This is a genomic window from Faecalimonas nexilis (assembly GCF_059731825.1).
Window position 1 is genome coordinate 134344 of sequence record NZ_AP029189.1, and the last position, 16123, is coordinate 150466.

The 16123-nt window shown below is 40.0% G+C and carries 16 protein-coding genes and 1 other annotated feature; of the genes, 11 read left to right on the plus strand and 5 right to left on the minus strand.

Going from position 1 to position 16123, the window contains the following annotated elements; translation table 11 throughout:
* The first annotated feature begins 15 nt into the window (after positions 1-15).
* From AC6I5B_RS00640 to AC6I5B_RS00650, 3 genes are all read left to right on the plus strand, one after another.
* On the plus strand, positions 16-390 hold the full coding sequence (locus AC6I5B_RS00640; protein ID WP_147344823.1) for a hypothetical protein: 375 nt from the start codon (positions 16-18) through the stop codon (positions 388-390).
* Between the two features lie 216 nt (positions 391-606).
* Positions 607-846, plus strand: coding sequence for an oxidoreductase (locus AC6I5B_RS00645; protein WP_004614348.1), 240 nt, complete (start codon positions 607-609; stop codon positions 844-846).
* Between the two features lie 473 nt (positions 847-1319).
* Positions 1320-1715 carry a hypothetical protein gene (locus AC6I5B_RS00650; RefSeq protein ID WP_022249857.1) on the plus strand — a complete coding sequence of 132 codons (396 nt, stop codon included), beginning with the start codon at positions 1320-1322 and terminating at the stop codon, positions 1713-1715.
* Between the two features lie 150 nt (positions 1716-1865).
* On the opposite strand, the gene AC6I5B_RS00655 is transcribed toward AC6I5B_RS00650, so the two are convergent.
* The 4 genes from AC6I5B_RS00655 to murC all read right to left on the minus strand — a co-directional run bounded on the left by AC6I5B_RS00655 (position 1866) and on the right by murC (position 6625).
* A complete protein-coding gene (locus AC6I5B_RS00655) occupies positions 1866-3050 on the minus strand; it encodes a ribose-phosphate pyrophosphokinase (protein WP_004614345.1) in 1185 nt (394 codons plus the stop codon).
* The gene (locus AC6I5B_RS00660) at positions 3050-4045 is read right to left on the minus strand and encodes an ATP-binding protein (protein WP_004614344.1); all 996 of its coding nucleotides are present in this window, start codon (positions 4043-4045) and stop codon (positions 3050-3052) included. Before AC6I5B_RS00660 ends, AC6I5B_RS00655 begins: the two co-directional genes overlap by 1 nt.
* Positions 4046-4061: 16 nt before the next feature.
* Positions 4062-5099 carry a DnaD domain protein gene (locus tag AC6I5B_RS00665; RefSeq protein ID WP_270608755.1) on the minus strand — a complete coding sequence of 346 codons (1038 nt, stop codon included), beginning with the start codon at positions 5097-5099 and terminating at the stop codon, positions 4062-4064.
* Positions 5100-5248: 149 nt separating this feature from the next.
* Entirely contained in the window at positions 5249-6625 is a 1377-nt protein-coding gene (gene murC / locus AC6I5B_RS00670) for a UDP-N-acetylmuramate--L-alanine ligase (protein ID WP_270608757.1), read from the minus strand.
* A gap of 205 nt (positions 6626-6830) precedes the next feature.
* Here murC and AC6I5B_RS00675 point away from each other — a divergent pair, with 205 nt between their 5' ends.
* The 5 genes from AC6I5B_RS00675 to proS all read left to right on the plus strand — a co-directional run bounded on the left by AC6I5B_RS00675 (position 6831) and on the right by proS (position 12132).
* Positions 6831-8105, plus strand: a complete 1275-nt coding sequence (locus tag AC6I5B_RS00675; RefSeq protein WP_270608758.1) for a glucose-1-phosphate adenylyltransferase — start codon at positions 6831-6833, stop codon at positions 8103-8105.
* Positions 8102-9220: a glucose-1-phosphate adenylyltransferase subunit GlgD gene (gene glgD / locus AC6I5B_RS00680; RefSeq protein WP_270608759.1), complete on the plus strand. Its 1119-nt coding sequence runs from the start codon at positions 8102-8104 to the stop codon at positions 9218-9220. Before AC6I5B_RS00675 ends, glgD begins: the two co-directional genes overlap by 4 nt.
* 51 nt (positions 9221-9271) lie before the next feature.
* On the plus strand, positions 9272-9553 hold the full coding sequence (gene spoVG, locus AC6I5B_RS00685) for a septation regulator SpoVG (RefSeq protein WP_270608760.1): 282 nt from the start codon (positions 9272-9274) through the stop codon (positions 9551-9553).
* An 87-nt stretch (positions 9554-9640) separates the two neighbouring features.
* Positions 9641-10324, plus strand: a complete 684-nt coding sequence (locus AC6I5B_RS00690; protein WP_270608761.1) for an RluA family pseudouridine synthase — start codon at positions 9641-9643, stop codon at positions 10322-10324.
* A 67-nt stretch (positions 10325-10391) separates the two neighbouring features.
* Positions 10392-10602, plus strand: a binding site (T-box leader).
* Positions 10603-10719: 117 nt separating this feature from the next.
* Positions 10720-12132, plus strand: a complete 1413-nt coding sequence (gene proS, locus AC6I5B_RS00695; RefSeq protein ID WP_497773758.1) for a proline--tRNA ligase — start codon at positions 10720-10722, stop codon at positions 12130-12132.
* 50 nt (positions 12133-12182) lie between these two features.
* On the opposite strand, the gene AC6I5B_RS00700 is transcribed toward proS, so the two are convergent.
* On the minus strand, positions 12183-12965 hold the full coding sequence (locus AC6I5B_RS00700) for a triose-phosphate isomerase (RefSeq protein WP_270608763.1): 783 nt from the start codon (positions 12963-12965) through the stop codon (positions 12183-12185).
* 282 nt (positions 12966-13247) lie between these two features.
* Here AC6I5B_RS00700 and pdxA point away from each other — a divergent pair, with 282 nt between their 5' ends.
* The 3 genes from pdxA to rpiB are packed head-to-tail and all read left to right on the plus strand — an operon-like array spanning position 13248 to position 16120.
* Complete coding sequence (pdxA, locus tag AC6I5B_RS00705) at positions 13248-14273, plus strand: 4-hydroxythreonine-4-phosphate dehydrogenase PdxA (protein ID WP_270608764.1); 1026 nt, start codon at positions 13248-13250, stop codon at positions 14271-14273.
* Positions 14274-14288: 15 nt separating this feature from the next.
* The gene (locus AC6I5B_RS00710) at positions 14289-15635 is read left to right on the plus strand and encodes a four-carbon acid sugar kinase family protein (protein ID WP_270608765.1); all 1347 of its coding nucleotides are present in this window, start codon (positions 14289-14291) and stop codon (positions 15633-15635) included.
* 20 nt (positions 15636-15655) lie between these two features.
* Positions 15656-16120, plus strand: coding sequence for a ribose 5-phosphate isomerase B (rpiB, locus tag AC6I5B_RS00715; RefSeq protein ID WP_270608767.1), 465 nt, complete (start codon positions 15656-15658; stop codon positions 16118-16120).
* The last annotated feature ends 3 nt before the right edge of the window (positions 16121-16123 follow it).

Consider the following 16123-nt stretch of genomic DNA (forward strand, 5'->3'; position numbering starts at 1 on the left):
TATGGTGAAATTGAAATGAGCAATGAAATAAGTGCAGTTTTGTTATCAGATAGAGTTGCTCCGTTTTGGAATCCCTGTTTTGAGGAAGTAGGAGAACACCAATTATGGGGACTTTATATTGAAAAAAGATATGCTGATATTTTAGACATATCGTCACTGGAGAATATGCGTTACCGCCCCTCGCAAATTTGTCTTTGCAGCATTGTAGATCTGGGAGCTGTTGGTCGATTTGATAGTGATTATTCTCAGAAAGCCTTACAATACATGAAAGAAATCGGCTACGAACAAAGCAGCACGATTGAAGCGTTGCTGCTTGGACGTGGAGTTGAGGGAGAGAAAGATATTCGAATGATGGAATTGCATATTCCTGTGAGAGAGAAAACATTGTAATGGTTTCAGGCTTTATTTGACATGATTTTTTTAGAAAAGTAAAAGTCGATCATTAAAATAAAAAAAATTGTAAAAACAGCCCAATTTCTGTAATGTAATCGGGTTGTTTTTTTGTTTGTTATCTGTGTTGACTTTCAAATTATTACAGGGCATATACTCAGGGAGAAGAGAATTTTGAGACTAAATGGAGAATGAAAAGAATTGGAGGTAAAGCACATGCTTAACACACTATTTTCTACTATGAAAATTGGAAACTGTACCATTCCGAACCGTTTGGTGGTGCCGGCGATGGTAACAAATTTCTGTACTGAGGATGGGATGGTGACGGACCGTTTTATCAAGTATATTGAAGAGAAGGCTAAAGGAGGTTGGGGGCTGATTATTACAGAAGATTATGCAATCAACGAACATGGCAAGGGATATCGTTTTATTCCGGGGTTATTTAATGACGCCTGATAGGATATCTTAAGGATGCTAATGTAAAAATACAGACGAAAGCAAAAGTAGAGAGTATTGACGAGGAAGGCGTAACCTATACGGATGCAAATGGAAATAAAATATCGGTTCCGGAAGTTACTGTTGTATCTGCATTTGGTTATCGGTCTTATAATCCTCTGGAAGATGCGGCAAAGAAAATTTGTGATAATGTTCAGGTTATCAGCGGAGCTGCAAAGGTTGGCAATGCACTTGTTGCTATTGCGGAAGGCTATACAGCTGCACTGAATTTGTAGAGAAAATCTTGTTGAAAAAGTCAACAGAGGATTTGAATTTTCAGGATAAATTTTATTACTGAGAGTAAGAAAACATGGTATTGCTGAGGAAGATGAAAAGTAAAATCAGTAATTTGCCCAACAAAATGCTGTATAGACTGTGCTAATAGCAACTACGATGTGGAGAGAGATGTGTGATGGAAGGGGGGGACTTCGTGTATGAGACAAAAGAAAAATAATATTTTGATTGTTTTGTTGTGCGGGTTCATAGTCTTGATAATTGTTTGGTGGAATAAGCAGATGAACCGCTATGAAAGACCAAAGGGTTTGACTTCATATGAAACGGTAGAACAATTTATCAAGGCAATGAATGCAGGAAATGATATAAATGGATTTTTAGAACAAGAAGTAAATGATAAGGGAAGTAGTGATGTTCAATTTGTTGACGTTACGATTGAACGTGTAAAAGAAGATGATGAAATGGCGGAATATCATGTGGTTATGACAGAAGTGCATAAAAAAACACATCAAGAAACATTAACGGATTGGAGAGTTATCTTGAAAAAAGATTTATTAAGCGGAGAGTGGATGATAACGAGTTATGGTGAAGGATAGGTGATACCGCTTCCGAGAGAATGGATGTAAAATTTAGGATTTTACTTATTGTGCTGATATTGGTGGAGCTGGGGCTTTCTATTATGAGAGTATGATTTTTGAAAAACACAAGAGGGTGTCGCGGACACCCTCTCAATATATCCTATTCTATTAGATCTTTTCGCCATTGCGGTATTTTTTCACTACATTCTGAATTCTTTCGTTCGGACTTAAGATACTGCTGATGGAACCGTCGTGGTTCAATGTATCGATAATCAGTGCGATGTATTTGCTCAAATCGCAGTTGATGTAGTAAGGTTTGCTCAATAATTCCGGTGTCTGATAAATCAAGTTTGTTGTCAGAATACCGTGGATAATACCCTGTTCATATGCTTCATCGAATTTCTTCATACCGTTTGTGAACAGACCAAATGTAGCTGCTGCAAAGATTCGGTTCGCTTTTCTTGCTTTCAACTGTTTTGCAACATCAAGAATACTATCTCCGGAAGAAATCATATCGTCGATGATGATCACATCTTTTCCTTCCACAGAAGAACCTAAAAATTCGTGAGCGACAATTGGGTTGCGTCCATCTACAATTCTTGTGTAATCGCGGCGTTTGTAGAACATACCCATATCAAGTCCAAGCACGTTGGCAAGATAGATAGCACGTCCTGTAGCACCTTCATCCGGGCTGATTGCCATCATGTGTTCGCTGTCAATTTTTAAATCAGGAACATTCTGAAGAAGCCCTTTAATAAATTGGTATGTCGGGCGAACTGTCTCGAATCCGCTGAGTGGAATCGCATTCTGCACACGTGGGTCGTGAGCATCAAAAGTGATGATGTTGTCAACGCCCATACGAACTAACTCCTGAAGTGCAAGCGCACAGTCAAGAGATTCTCTCGAGCTTCTTTTGTGCTGTCTGCTCTCGTAAAGGAAAGGCATAATTACGTTAATTCTACGAGCTTTTCCACCGATAGCAGCGATGACTCTTTTCAGATTCTGGAAATGGTCATCTGGTGACATGTGGTTTGTGTGTCCCGACAATGAGTATGTTAAACTATAGTTACATACATCTACCATCAAGTAAATATCTTTTCCTCTTACCGATTCATTGATAATACCTTTTGCTTCTCCGGAACCAAAACGAGGAACCTTAGCATCGATGATGTAAGTCTCTTTTTGGTAATCGTGGAAAACGACATCATCTTTTGTTTTGGCAACAGCCTCTTTTCTCCATTTTACAAGATAATCGTTTACTTTGCCTCCCAATTCCTGACAACCGTCAATTGGAATCATACCGAGTGATCCTACTGGTATATTTTCTAAAGTGCGTTCTGTGCGGTGTAACATTAATTTGCCTCCCTGTTCATTAGTTTCTTTTTGATGCGAATGTCATCGCCGGTTAATTTTAACATGGTGTAATTACTGGTAATTCGGGAAAATGTTCTCTCTGAATAAATCTCTACAAGTGATTCCAAGGAAAGATTCGTAGAGATGATTGTTGATTTTCTGCGCAGCAATCGCTCGTTCAGACAGAGGAACAATTGTGAAACGGTAAACGCATTGGAAAGTTCCGTTCCCAAATCGTCAATAATTAACAGATCACAGTTGAAAATATGTTCATACATGATCTCAGCTGTGTTATCTTTTTCGAATTTACTCTTGGCAATGGTGTCAAAGAGCTCAAATGCAGTAAAGTAAATTACCGAATAAGCATGATCAATTAATTCTTTTGCGATACAGTTGGATAAAAAAGTTTTTCCGACGCCGGTATCACCATAAAGAAATAAATTGCGAAAATTGTCCGCGAATGTATCTGCAAATTCGCGGCAAGTAAGATAGGCATTCTTCATATTTGTGAGAGAAGAGCGCCCGGTTTTTGGGTCAATATGATTATCTGAGTAGTAAGAAAGAGAAAATGTATCAAAATTTTCTTTTTCCAAAATATGCTGTAAATTGGATTGTGTATAAAGCAGATCGATGACTGCTTTGTGGAAACAGTGACATTTTCGATTGCCGATGTATCCGGTATCTTTGCAGTCTTCGCATTCGTAGACCGGCTCCAAATAATCTGCCGGGAAACCGGCAGATAAAAGCAGCGTTTTTTTCTGCTCAGATAACTTCCGAATCTCTTCTTTTAAAGCGGGAAGTGCACTCTCATCTCCGTCTAGAAGCTTCCGCGCGTGATTCACACTTAAAAGAGAGATAGAATCGTTGATTTCTTTTAACTCCGGTAGTCGATTATACACTGTTTTATAGCGTTTGTCTAATACATTTCGATTATGCAGCTGTTTTTGCTCATAGGCACGAATAATGGTATCGTATTGAGAATTATTTAAAGCCACGATGAATCTCCTTTAATTATGGTGTGTTTAACAGTTGCTGTTCCAACGAGCTAATGTCGTAAGAACGTCCTTCAAAATTGTTAAAACGGTTCGGGGCAGGCGCGGCAGCTCTTGTTGCAGCGGCGCGTCGTTTCATCTCTTTTTCCTGCTGATAGACAAGATCGATCTTGGTGATATCAGATAAATGATGTACCCCTTTTGCAATCCAGTTCTTTAAAATGGAGTCGGTATATTTGAAATCAGGCTGATGTGTGTTCGCAATCGTACGGTTACAAGCTTCTATAATAATATCTAAAGTGAGACCGTATTCTTCCGCCCATTTTTTTATGTAGCTTAATTCTACTGCAGCCGGACTTCTTCCTTTTATTCCGAATGCATTCAGAACGGCAAAACAATTCTTGTTGTAAGCAGCAGAACTTGCTTTTGCCTCTGTTACGCTTTTGATGTTCTCATCAGACCATGCAAGCGCGACAGACTCGATATAATGCATACTTTTGTGCCCGTTTTCCACACAATATTCAATCAGATACTCAATCAAATCTGTTGAAAAATGTAATGTATCAAAGAAATAGTTAATTTTCTGAATCTCCTTGCTGGACAATGGTTTGCCCATGTACTGCTCAGCGACAAAGTAAAGCTGTCTGAGCTGTTCCTGATTCTCATCAGCAACACTTCTGAGAGGTGGCTCTGCTTTTGGTGCAGCAGTCGGCTTTGCGATTTCCTCTTTTCTGATGGCAGGTACAGCGTCGGAAAGCTCCGAAGTCTTTCCAATAGAAAGTCCGCAGATTATTCCGGTATCGTCGTAATCGATCACAAGAAGTCCCATCTTAGACCAGTAATTAAATGCGCGGATAATATCTTTTTCCGTGCATTCCAGACAGTCTGCAAGTTTTGAAATAGTCAGTGAGCTGTCCGGTGTATTCAGGTGGCGCAGTAAAAGCAGGTATACTTTTACATATTCGCCATTTGCCTTTGTCATATAATAATCTATAAAGTCGTTTTCCACAATTGTACTGTTACCTTGAAAACGATTTCGAAGTGTCAGTGTTCTCATTCCTCTTTCGCCGTATCCTTTCCGTTCTCTTCTCTCTTCTCTTTCAGTAATGGCTATTATAACACCATATAAGCATAGGAAAAAGCACTTTTCCGTGGATATCTCGGTTTTTTTGTGGATAAAAAAATTGTGGAAACTGTGGATAACTCTTATTTTAGAAGCGCTTCTCCAATGTTTACAACATCTCCGGCACCCATAGTTATCAACAAATCACCGTGGATACATTTTTCAGAGACAAAATTCTCAATCTCTTCAAAGCTTGGAAAATAGTATGCATCTGTGCCAAGTTCTTTGATTTTTTCAGCAAGTGCAGCGGAAGACATTCCTAAAGTGTCTGTCTCGCGGGCGGCATAGATGTCGGCTAGGACAACATGATCAGCGAGAGAAAGTGCCTCTGCAAACTCGTCAAAAAATGCTTTTGTTCTTGTGTAAGTGTGCGGCTGGAAAATGCACCAGATATCTTTATGAGGATAATTCTGGGCGGATGTTAGTGTCGCACGGATCTCCGTTGGATGATGCGCGTAATCATCAAGGATTGTAACGCCATCTAGCTCCCCTTTATATTGGAAACGGCGGTCTGTTCCGGTAAATGACAGAATTCCTTTTTTGATAATATCAAGCGGAATCTCAAGCTGCTCGCAAACTGCAATAACTGCAAGTGCATTGGAGACATTGTGGTTACCGGCAACCGCAAGTGTGATGCGATCCACATATTCACCATGCCTTAACAGATCAAAAGAAGCATTTCCAATCTCATCAAATCGAATGTCAGAAGCAGAATAGTCTGCCGGGTGCCTTTCGGAATATGTGATGATCTTGCAGTCCAGTCCGTCAGTGATCGAATCGATTCCTTCGATGTTTTGGTTGATGACCAAAGTGCCATCTGCAGGGAGCAGTGCGGCAAATTGATGGAAGGAGTTACGGATATCGTCAATGTCTTTGAAGAAATCCATATGGTCTTCTTCTACGTTCAGGATAATTCCAATCTTTGGAAAGAAATGCAAAAAGCTATTAGTGTATTCGCAAGCTTCTGTGACAAATACATCAGAGCTTCCTACACGGATATTGCCACCGATTGCCTTTAAAATACCGCCAACAGAGATTGTCGGGTCTTTTTCACCTGCCAGCAATACGTGAGAGAGCATGGAAGTTGTCGTTGTCTTTCCATGAGTCCCAGAAACGGCAATCGGAATCTTGTAATTGGTCATTAGCTGACCAAGTAACTCAGCACGTGATAACATTGGAAGGTTTTGTCTTTTTGCCTCCGCAAATTCTTCGTTATCCTCGTGAATTGCCGCTGTATAAACAACAACATCGATTCCATCTATGATGTTAGATGCTTTTTGCGGATAAAAAACAGAAGCACCCATAGAGGCTAAATGTTCTGTGAGAGCAGAAACTTTTGAATCAGATCCAGAAATTGTAAAATTTTCTTTTAAAAGAATTTCGGCAAGTCCACTCATGCTGATGCCGCCAATTCCGATAAAATGAACGTGAAGAGGTTTGTTAAAGTTTATTTTATACATATATTACCATCCCATTCTTATGTTTTTGTCATATAATAAGTCTATCCTTTATATTATATACATATATTCAAAAAAAGCAAAGGTCTTTATTTTGTTAGAAATGGATAAAAACATGTAAAAAGATGTTGTTTTTTTGTAAAATATGTTCACTATATGAAAAGATTGTGTTATAATAGACACACTAATACTGAGAAGGGGTGAAGGCATGAAGAAAAAGGAAATGATAGCAATGTTATTAGCAGGAGGACAAGGCAGCAGACTTGGCGTCTTAACTGCGAAAGTTGCAAAACCGGCAGTAGCTTTTGGAGGAAAATACAGGATCATTGATTTTCCGCTTAGTAACTGTATTAATTCGGGGATTGATACAGTCGGGGTGTTGACCCAATATCAACCCTTACGTCTAAACGCACATATTGGGATAGGTATTCCCTGGGATTTAGACCGTAATATTGGCGGGGTGACAGTACTTCCCCCATATGAAAAAAGTACGAACAGTGAATGGTATACCGGAACGGCGAATGCGATCTATCAGAATCTGGAGTATATGGAAAGCTATAATCCGGACTATGTGTTAATTCTATCAGGAGACCATATTTATAAGATGGATTATGAGGTTATGCTAGATTTTCACAAGGAGAACAATGCAGATGTTACCATCGCTGCGATGCCGGTTCCAATTGAAGAAGCGAGCAGATTTGGTATTGTGATTACGGACGAGAATAACCGGATTACAGAATTTGAGGAAAAACCAGCACATCCGAGAAGCAATCTTGCGTCTATGGGAATTTACATTTTCAGCTGGCCAGTGTTAAGAGAAGCCTTGCTAAAAAAGAAGGACGAGCCTGGATGTGACTTTGGAAAACATGTGATTCCATATTGTCATGTAAATGGGCAACGTTTGTTTGCGTATGAATACAACGGATATTGGAAAGATGTCGGAACATTGGGTTCTTATTGGGAAGCCAACATGGAATTGATTGACATTATTCCAGACTTTAATTTATATGAAGAATTTTGGAAGATTTATACGAATACCGGATGCATTCCACCGCAGTACATATCAGAGAATTCTGTAATTGAAAAGAGTATTATATGTAATGGTACAGAGATTTATGGAGAAGTTCACAACTCTGTTATTGGATCTAATGTAGTAATTGGACAAGGTGCGGTTGTCCGGGATTCCATTATTATGCAGGATGTGGTTATCGGAGAGAATTGTGTGATTGATAAGTCGATCATTGCAGAACATGTAAAAGTTGGAGATAATGTCACTTTGGGAATCGGAAGTGATATTCCAAATAAATTAAAACCAAATATTTATTCATTTGGACTTGTTACAATTGGGGAGAATTCAGTAATCCCTGCGAATGTGCAGATAGGAAAAAATACTGCAATCAGCGGCGTGACAGTAAAAGAAGATTATGTCGATGGAGTACTTGAAAGTGGAGAAACGTTGATAAAGGTAGGTGAACAGGCATGAGAGCAGTAGGGATTATTTTAGCGGGTGGTAACAGTAATAAGATGCGTGAATTGACAAAAAAACGTGCGGCGGCAGCTATGCCGATAGCTGGAAGTTACAGGGCGATTGATTTTGTGCTTAGTAATATGTCGAACTCGCATATTCAAAAGGTAGCTGTGTTGACACAGTACAATGCAAGATCGTTGAATGAACACTTAAATTCTTCGAAATGGTGGGACTTCGGGAGAAAGCAGGGCGGATTATATGTATTTCCACCTACAATTACAGCGGATAATGGCAATTGGTACAGAGGAACGGCAGATGCGATTTATCAGAATCTTGATTTCTTGAAAAAATGCCATGAACCATATGTGATCATCACCTCCGGTGATGCGATCTATAAGATGGATTATAATAAGGTGTTAGAATATCATATTGCCAAAAAAGCGGATATTACAGTGGTTTGCAAAGATCTGAATGATGGCGAGGATGCGAGAAGGTTTGGAACTTTGAAGCTGAATGAGAATATGCGCGTGGAAGAGTTTGAAGAGAAACCGATGATGGCAAAGTCAAGAACTGTCTCAACCGGTATTTATATCATCCGGAGACGCCAGCTGATTGATCTGATCGAACAGTGTGCGGAAGACGACAGATATGATTTTGTATCGGATATTTTGATCCGTTATAAGAATTTAAAGAAAATTTATGCATATAAGATTAAAGACTATTGGAGTAATATCTCCACGGTTGATGCATATTATCAGACGAATATGGACTTTTTGAAAGCAGATGTAAGAAAACATTTCTTCAAAACATATCCGGCGATTTATTCAAAAGTTGGTGATTTGCCTCCGGCAAAATACAATCCGGGTGCAGTTGTAAAGAACAGTTTGGTTGCCAGCGGAAGTATAATCAATGGAACAGTGGAAAATTCAGTTCTGTTTAAGAAAGTATATGTGGGTAATAACTGTGTGATAAAAAATTCAATTATTTTGAATGATGTATATCTTGGAGATAATACCTATATTGAGAATTGTATTGTGGAGAGTCGTGACACGATTAGATCCAATACACGTCATATTGGGGAAAACGGGGTAAAAGTCGTAGTAGAAAAAAATGAGAGATTTGCATTGTAATCTGAATTCAGAAAAATAAAAACAATGCAAGATGGAAAGGGGTTAGAACATATGCAAATTACAGATGTACGTGTGAGAAAAGTAGCGAAAGAAGGAAAATTAAAGGCGGTAGTTTCCATTACGATGGATGATGAATTCGTAGTGCATGATATTAAGGTGATTGAAGGAGAAAAAGGACTTTTTATTGCAATGCCGAGTAAAAAAGCTTTGGACGGTGAATATAGAGATATTGCACATCCGATCAATTCTGACACAAGAGAAAGAATTCAAAGCATCATATTGGAAAAATATGAGGAAGCATTAAAAGAAGAACCTGTGGAGGCGTTGGTGTAGATTTATACCGGAAACAGGATGTTTTCTAAAATATGGAGACGAGGGTTTGTGCCGGACCCTCGTCTTTAGTCGTGAAAAGGAGAAAGAATGAACTTAAAGATACTATTTGAAGATACACATGTGATCGTCTGCTATAAACCGGCAGGAATGCCGACACAGACAAGCAAAATTGGCTCTCAGGATATGGTGAGCATTCTGAAAAATTATTTGTACAAAAATCAAAAAGAAAGGAAAGAACCCTATGTGGCGGTGATTCATCGGCTGGATCAACCGGTAGAGGGCATACTTGTATTTGGAAAAACACCATTTGCGGCTAAAGAGCTAAGCTCCCAGATGCAGGGAGCAGGGTTTGGAAAGTATTACAAAGCAGTTGTATGTGGAAAATTTGAAGAAAAAAGCGGGAAACTGGAACATTATATGGTAAAAGACGGACGGTCAAACCTTTCAAAAGTGTGTGAGCCGTCAGCGAAGAATGCAAAAAGCGCAGTGCTTTTTTACAAGGTCGAAAAGGAAGGAATGGAAGATGGAGAAGAGAGAAGTCTTGTAAATATCAGATTGGAAACGGGGCGGCACCATCAGATACGGGTGCAGATGGCAGCAACAGACTGCCCGATTTGGGGAGATGCAAAATATAATGGAAAGCAATTAAAGGGAAGACGGCAGATTGCTCTTTGTGCAAGCCATTTGGAATTTTTGCATCCAAAGACAAAGGAAAAGATAATATTTGAAATCGAACCGGAAGGAGAAGGCTTTCGAAAAATATTTTTCTGAAAAATCAGTATTCTACGGGGTTGACAAACAACAAGATTTCTCATAGAATTAGTGGTAATTACTGAGAATATTGGCTGTGAAGAGGAATAGTATATACAGGACGAGCCACAGAGAGAGAATTGATTGGTGAAAGATTCTTGCGAGAAGTGTATGGAACCTACCTTGGAGCCACTGTGTGAAAATGCAGCGTGACATCAGCGTTAATGATGACTAAAGAGAATTGTAGAGGAATCTATGATTAATTAGGGTGGTACCAGCCGAGTCTTTCGGTCCCTTTTGGAGGGATGAAAGGACTCGGCTCTTTTTATTTCCTCAAAAAATAAGATGGGGCAAGGGGCCCTGCAAATAAAAAGGAGAGAAAAACATGGCAAACGAAAAAAAAACTTGTAAAAGCGATTACGGCGAGAGATGAAGATTTCGCACAATGGTACACAGATGTTGTACGTGAAGCAGAACTTTGTGACTATTCATCAGTAAAAGGATGCTTGAACTACTTACCGAATGGTTATGCGATCTGGGAGAACATTCAGAAAGATTTGGATGCGAGATTTAAAGAGACAGGTGTAGAGAACGTATCTTTACCAATGTTGATTCCGGAAAGTCTGCTTGAAAAAGAAGGAGACCATATCGAAGGATTTGCACCGGAAGTAGCGTGGGTGACACATGGAGGAATGGAAAGACTTCAGGAAAGACTTTGTATCAGACCTACATCAGAGACATTATTCTGTGACTTGTGGAGCAAGATGGTTCGTTCACATAGAGATTTACCAAAAGTATGGAATCAATGGAATTCCGTGCTTCGTTGGGAAAAGACAACAAGACCTTTCTTGCGTTCAAGAGAATTCTTGTGGCAGGAAGGACATACAATTCATGCGACATACGAAGAGGCTGAACAGAGAACACTTACTATGTTGAAAGTATATCAGGACTTTATCCGTGATTCACTTGCAATTCCGTTCGTATCAGGAAGAAAAGCAGAGAATGAAAAATTTGCGGGAGCTCAGGATACTTACACAGTAGAAGCGCTTATGCATGACGGAAAAGCGTTGCAGTCAGCAACAAGCCATTTCTTCGGAAATGGTTTCCCAGATGCGTTTAACATCAAATATATAGACAAAAATAACCAGCCTCACAGTGTATATGAGACATCATGGGGACTTTCCACAAGAATTATCGGTGCGATCATTATGGTTCACGGAGATGATGACGGACTTGTATTGCCACCAAGAATTGCACCGGTTCAGACAAAAGTAATTCCGATTGCTCAGCATAAAGAAGGAGTTCTTGAAAAAGCAGATGAATTGTTGGCAGCATTAAAAGCAGCTGGATACAGAGCGAAAATCGACGATTCAGAGAAGAGTCCAGGATGGAAATTCAGTGAGCAGGAGATTCTTGGTATCCCAACACGTATTGAGATTGGACCAAAAGATATCGAGAAGAATCAGGTTGTTGTTGTACGTCGTGATACACGTGAAAAGATTGTTGTTTCTATCGATGAGATTACAACAAAACTTGGTGAGATTTTAGAGACAATTCAGAAAGATATGTATGAGAAAGCGAAAACATTCTTAAATTCACATATTGATACAGCAGTTACAATGGATGAGATGGTTGAAAAATTCAAAGCAAACCGTGGATTTGTAAAAGCTTGCTGGTGTGGAGATGAAGAGTGTGAAGGCGAGATCAAATACGCTACAGGTGGAGCTTCCACGCGTTGTCTGATCGAAGATGAAGAGATGATTTCAGACACATGTATTTTCTGCGGAAAACCTGCAAAACACATGGCATACTGGGGAAAATCATACTAAAAATAATTTGGGCAGAGATTTTATTAAAAATCTCTGCCCTTTTTATGTGGTTATTGATTGTCGTAAGTTTCTTTTGCATCCCGAATCAGGCTATTAAAATTATCCGCCTGCCATGCGCTTCGTCCGGTGAACAGTCCGTCGATGGAGGGCTGGACAATCAATTGATTCGCGTTTTGTGGGTTGACGCTTCCGCCGTATAACACAGGAATATCAGAAGCTTCCTCGCCGAACAGCTCAAAGAGTGTAGACTTAATTATCTTGTGTTTTTCTTCAGCATACTCTGCAGAAGCAGGGATTCCGTTTACCCCAATAGACCAGACAGGTTCGTAAGCAACCCAAATGTTTGGAACCTGTTCCTTGGTGATGCCGTGAAACCCTACTTTTAATTGTGTGCGAAGCACTTCGTCGCTGATACCGTATTCTTTTTCGGCAGCGGTTTCTCCGATGCAAAGCAGAGTGGTAAACCCATGAGAGAGTGCAGCGTGCACTTTTTTATTTTCTTCAAAATCTGTCTCGCCAAAGACGTGACGGCGTTCCGAATGTCCGATCATGACGAGCTCCAAATTCAATTCTTTTAGCATTAATGGAGAAATCTCTCCTGTAAACTGCCCTTCTTCTTCCCAACACATATTTTGTGCTCCTAATTTGATTAGGTTGTGGTCAACTGAAGTTGAAGCAGAGGGAAGGGAAGTAAAAGAAGGAATGACGAATAGTGTGATCTCATCCCGACTGATATCTTTTGTGTTTTCTGCCAGTTTTTGCAGGTAACTAACGGTATCAGCTATGTTCTTGTACATCTTTAAGTTTGTTCCAAAATAAAGTTTTTTCTGCATATGAATTCCTCCTGAATAAAATTGTGACGTTGCTTATGGGTTTATTATATCTCATGTGCGAAGTGAAATCAATAAAAACAAAAGAAAACATAAAAACGAAAATAAACGAAAGTAATTAATAAAAATATAGTGTAAAATGCACAAAAGTTATTTTGTTTAAATGTTAAAAAGAATGAAAAAGTAAAAAAGTGTTGAAAAAACAAAAGAATAGTCGTAAAATAAAAATATAAAATAAAAGAAAACGAAATATAAATAAAATAAAACGAAAGGAAATGAAATGCTATGAGCGAAACAAGATTTAAACCTATCACAGCGATAACAATGGGAGATCCGGCAGGAATAGGACCGGAGACAGTAGTGGAGACAATGCTGGAAAAAGAAATTCATGAATGCTGCAGACCGTTTGTAATCGGAAGTGTCGCAATTATGGAAAGAGCAGCTAAAATATTGGGAAAAGAATTGAGATATAACCGGATTCAAGATCCGGAAGAGGCAAAATTTGAATATGGTACGGTTGATATCATTGAGACGGGTGAATATGATACAGATTCTATTGAATGGGGAAAAGTACAGGCGCTTGCAGGTCAGATGGCAATTGACTGGATTATGAAATCCATTGAACTTGGAATGGCAAAGAAAATAGATGCCGTTTCCACAGCTCCGATTCATAAAGGTGCGATTAAGCTGGTTGATATTCAAGAACCTGGACATACAGAGATTTACCAGCATGCGACAAATTCGCCGTATGCATTGACAATGTTCTCGTGCCATAAGCTGAGGGTATTTTTTGTGAGCAGGCATATGTCTTTGGTGGATGCTTGCCATTATGCAACAAAAGAAGTTGTTTTGGAAAATGTAATCAATATTGATAAGGAACTTAGAAAAGTAGGAATTGAAAATCCGCTTATTGCAGTTGCGGGGTTGAACCCACATAATGGTGACAATGGTTTATTCGGAAGAGAGGAAATTGATGAACTGGAACCGGCGGTAAAGGCGGCACAGGAAATGGGAATCAATGCAGTAGGTCCTTGCCCGGCGGATTCTGTTTTCCACATTGGAAAGTCAGGAAAATATGATGCGATTCTTTCGTTGTATCATGATCAGGGACATATTGCATGTAAGACATTGGATTTTGAAAAATCGGTAACATTGACATTTGGACTTCCGTTTATTAGAAGTTCTGTCGATCATGGAACTGCATTTGACATTGCGGGAAAAGGAATTGCGGGAGCGGTAAGTTTGATAGAATCAACCAAGGTGGTCTCAGAGTATGCAACTCTTCAACATGAAAAAAGTCAAAAGAAATAAAAGGAGGCGGTTAAAATGCCATTAATCGGAGCAGTAGCAGATGATCTGACAGGGGCGACAACGACAGGTGTGTTACTGGCAAGATCGAAAGCAAGAACAGCGGTGTTTTTTAATGAAACAGCAGCGGAAAATACAAAAAATGCAGAAGCGTTAGATGCGATTTTGGTAAGTAGTAACAGCAGGGCGCTTCCGGCTGATGAGGCATACGAGAAAGTGAAATCTGCAACTCTTGCGTTAAAACGAATGGGGGTAAAATATTTTTCGAAAAGAATTGATACCACTCTTCGAGGCGGAATTGGTATAGAGATTGATGCGATGCTGGATCAGATGGCAGAAGATACCGTTGCAGTTGTGGTTCCGGCAATGCCGCAGTCAAAACGTATCGTGGCAGGTGGATATTCGATTATCGACGGAGTGCCGTTGATTCGCACACCGGTGGCACAGGATGTGCGGACACCTGTAAAAGAAAATTATATTCCACGACTTCTTGCGGGACAGACAAAGAGGAAAGTCGGTCTTGTAAAACTGGATCAAGTACTTGCGGGAGTGGGTGCGATTCGGGAGGCATTGGAAGACCAGCGTGAAGAGAAATGCCAGGTTATTGTGGTTGATGCGGCCACTCTTGAAGATGTTGAGAATATTGCAAAAGCATGTATTGACCTTGCGTGGGATGTGGTAGCGGTAGATCCAGGACCATTTACGGCAAAGCTTGCATATGGAAGAGGCTTGATACAGGCAGAAGAGGCAAATGTACCAGAAGGAAAAGCAGATGAGACAGGAAAGACTGTTTTGATTGCAGCAGGAAGCGCGACGCCGGTGACGAAGAGACAGATGGAAGTGCTCTGTGAAGAAAAAAGACATGTGAGAATCAGTGTTGAGCCAATTCCGTTGGTTGACGGAGGAGATGCGGCTTTGGATGAGGCGTTTAAAGCGGTTAATAAAGCGGTAGAACTTTTGGAATCGGATGAACAGCCGAGGGCGATTTTGTTTGAGACGGCATTGCATGGAGAGTTGTTGGATTTGGATAAAGAGGATGAAAAACGAGGATATTCAAGCGGTATGAGTGCAAACCGAATTAACGCAGGACTTGGAACAATTATCTCTCAGGTGTTGGAACAGGTCGGCAAAAAAAGAATTGCAGGACTCTATACAACAGGCGGAGATACGATGGTGAATGTCTGCTATCAGCTTGGAGTGGAGTGTATTGAAGTGCTTGACTATGTGATTGCACAAACAGATATCGGAAGACTTGTCGGAAATTATGAAGGACTTCCGGTAATTGGAAAAGGCGGATTAACCGGAAATGATCATACAGCTTGTGATATTGTAGATCGTTTATTCCAGGAGACATTGAGAAAATAGAGTTTAGGAGGAATAGAATTATGAAACTAGCAATTGGTTGTGATGAAGCTGCATATGCGTTAAAAGTGGAGATTATGAAACACCTTGACAGTAAAGGAATCGAATATCATGATTTTGGAGCGGAGAAAGGAGAAGTTGTGCTGTATCCGGATGTTGCGGTAAAAGTGGCGGAGGCTGTGGCACGAGGAGAATATGAGAGAGGAATTCTTGTCTGTGGCACCGGTATCGGGATGGCGATTACGGCAAATAAAGTTCCTGGAATCCGTGCTGCGGTATGTCATGATCCGTTTTCGACAGAGCGTTCCAGAAAGAGCAACAATGCACAGATTATGTGTATGGGTGAACGAGTAATCGGTGTGGAACTTGCAAAATACCTGGTAGATATCTGGCTGGAGTGCGAGTTTGCAGGCGGAGGATCCGCTCCGAAAGTAGACCGCATTATGGAGTATGAAGAGATGTATTTGAACAAAGAACGCAAAATCTAAAAG

Bases quoted from the DNA above. Each gene is read 5' to 3' on its own strand.
- AC6I5B_RS00640 (WP_147344823.1), top strand. From the start codon at position 16: ATGAGCAATGAAATAAGTGCAGTTTTGTTATCAGATAGAGTTGCTCCG.
- AC6I5B_RS00645 (WP_004614348.1), top strand. From the start codon at position 607: ATGCTTAACACACTATTTTCTACTATGAAAATTGGAAACTGTACCATT.
- AC6I5B_RS00650 (WP_022249857.1), top strand. From the start codon at position 1,320: ATGAGACAAAAGAAAAATAATATTTTGATTGTTTTGTTGTGCGGGTTC.
- AC6I5B_RS00655 (WP_004614345.1), bottom strand. From the start codon at position 3,050: ATGTTACACCGCACAGAACGCACTTTAGAAAATATACCAGTAGGATCA.
- AC6I5B_RS00665 (WP_270608755.1), bottom strand. From the start codon at position 5,099: ATGAGAACACTGACACTTCGAAATCGTTTTCAAGGTAACAGTACAATT.
- murC (WP_270608757.1), bottom strand. From the start codon at position 6,625: ATGTATAAAATAAACTTTAACAAACCTCTTCACGTTCATTTTATCGGA.
- AC6I5B_RS00675 (WP_270608758.1), top strand. From the start codon at position 6,831: ATGAAGAAAAAGGAAATGATAGCAATGTTATTAGCAGGAGGACAAGGC.
- glgD (WP_270608759.1), top strand. From the start codon at position 8,102: ATGAGAGCAGTAGGGATTATTTTAGCGGGTGGTAACAGTAATAAGATG.
- spoVG (WP_270608760.1), top strand. From the start codon at position 9,272: ATGCAAATTACAGATGTACGTGTGAGAAAAGTAGCGAAAGAAGGAAAA.
- AC6I5B_RS00690 (WP_270608761.1), top strand. From the start codon at position 9,641: ATGAACTTAAAGATACTATTTGAAGATACACATGTGATCGTCTGCTAT.
- AC6I5B_RS00700 (WP_270608763.1), bottom strand. From the start codon at position 12,965: ATGCAGAAAAAACTTTATTTTGGAACAAACTTAAAGATGTACAAGAAC.
- pdxA (WP_270608764.1), top strand. From the start codon at position 13,248: ATGAGCGAAACAAGATTTAAACCTATCACAGCGATAACAATGGGAGAT.
- AC6I5B_RS00710 (WP_270608765.1), top strand. From the start codon at position 14,289: ATGCCATTAATCGGAGCAGTAGCAGATGATCTGACAGGGGCGACAACG.
- rpiB (WP_270608767.1), top strand. From the start codon at position 15,656: ATGAAACTAGCAATTGGTTGTGATGAAGCTGCATATGCGTTAAAAGTG.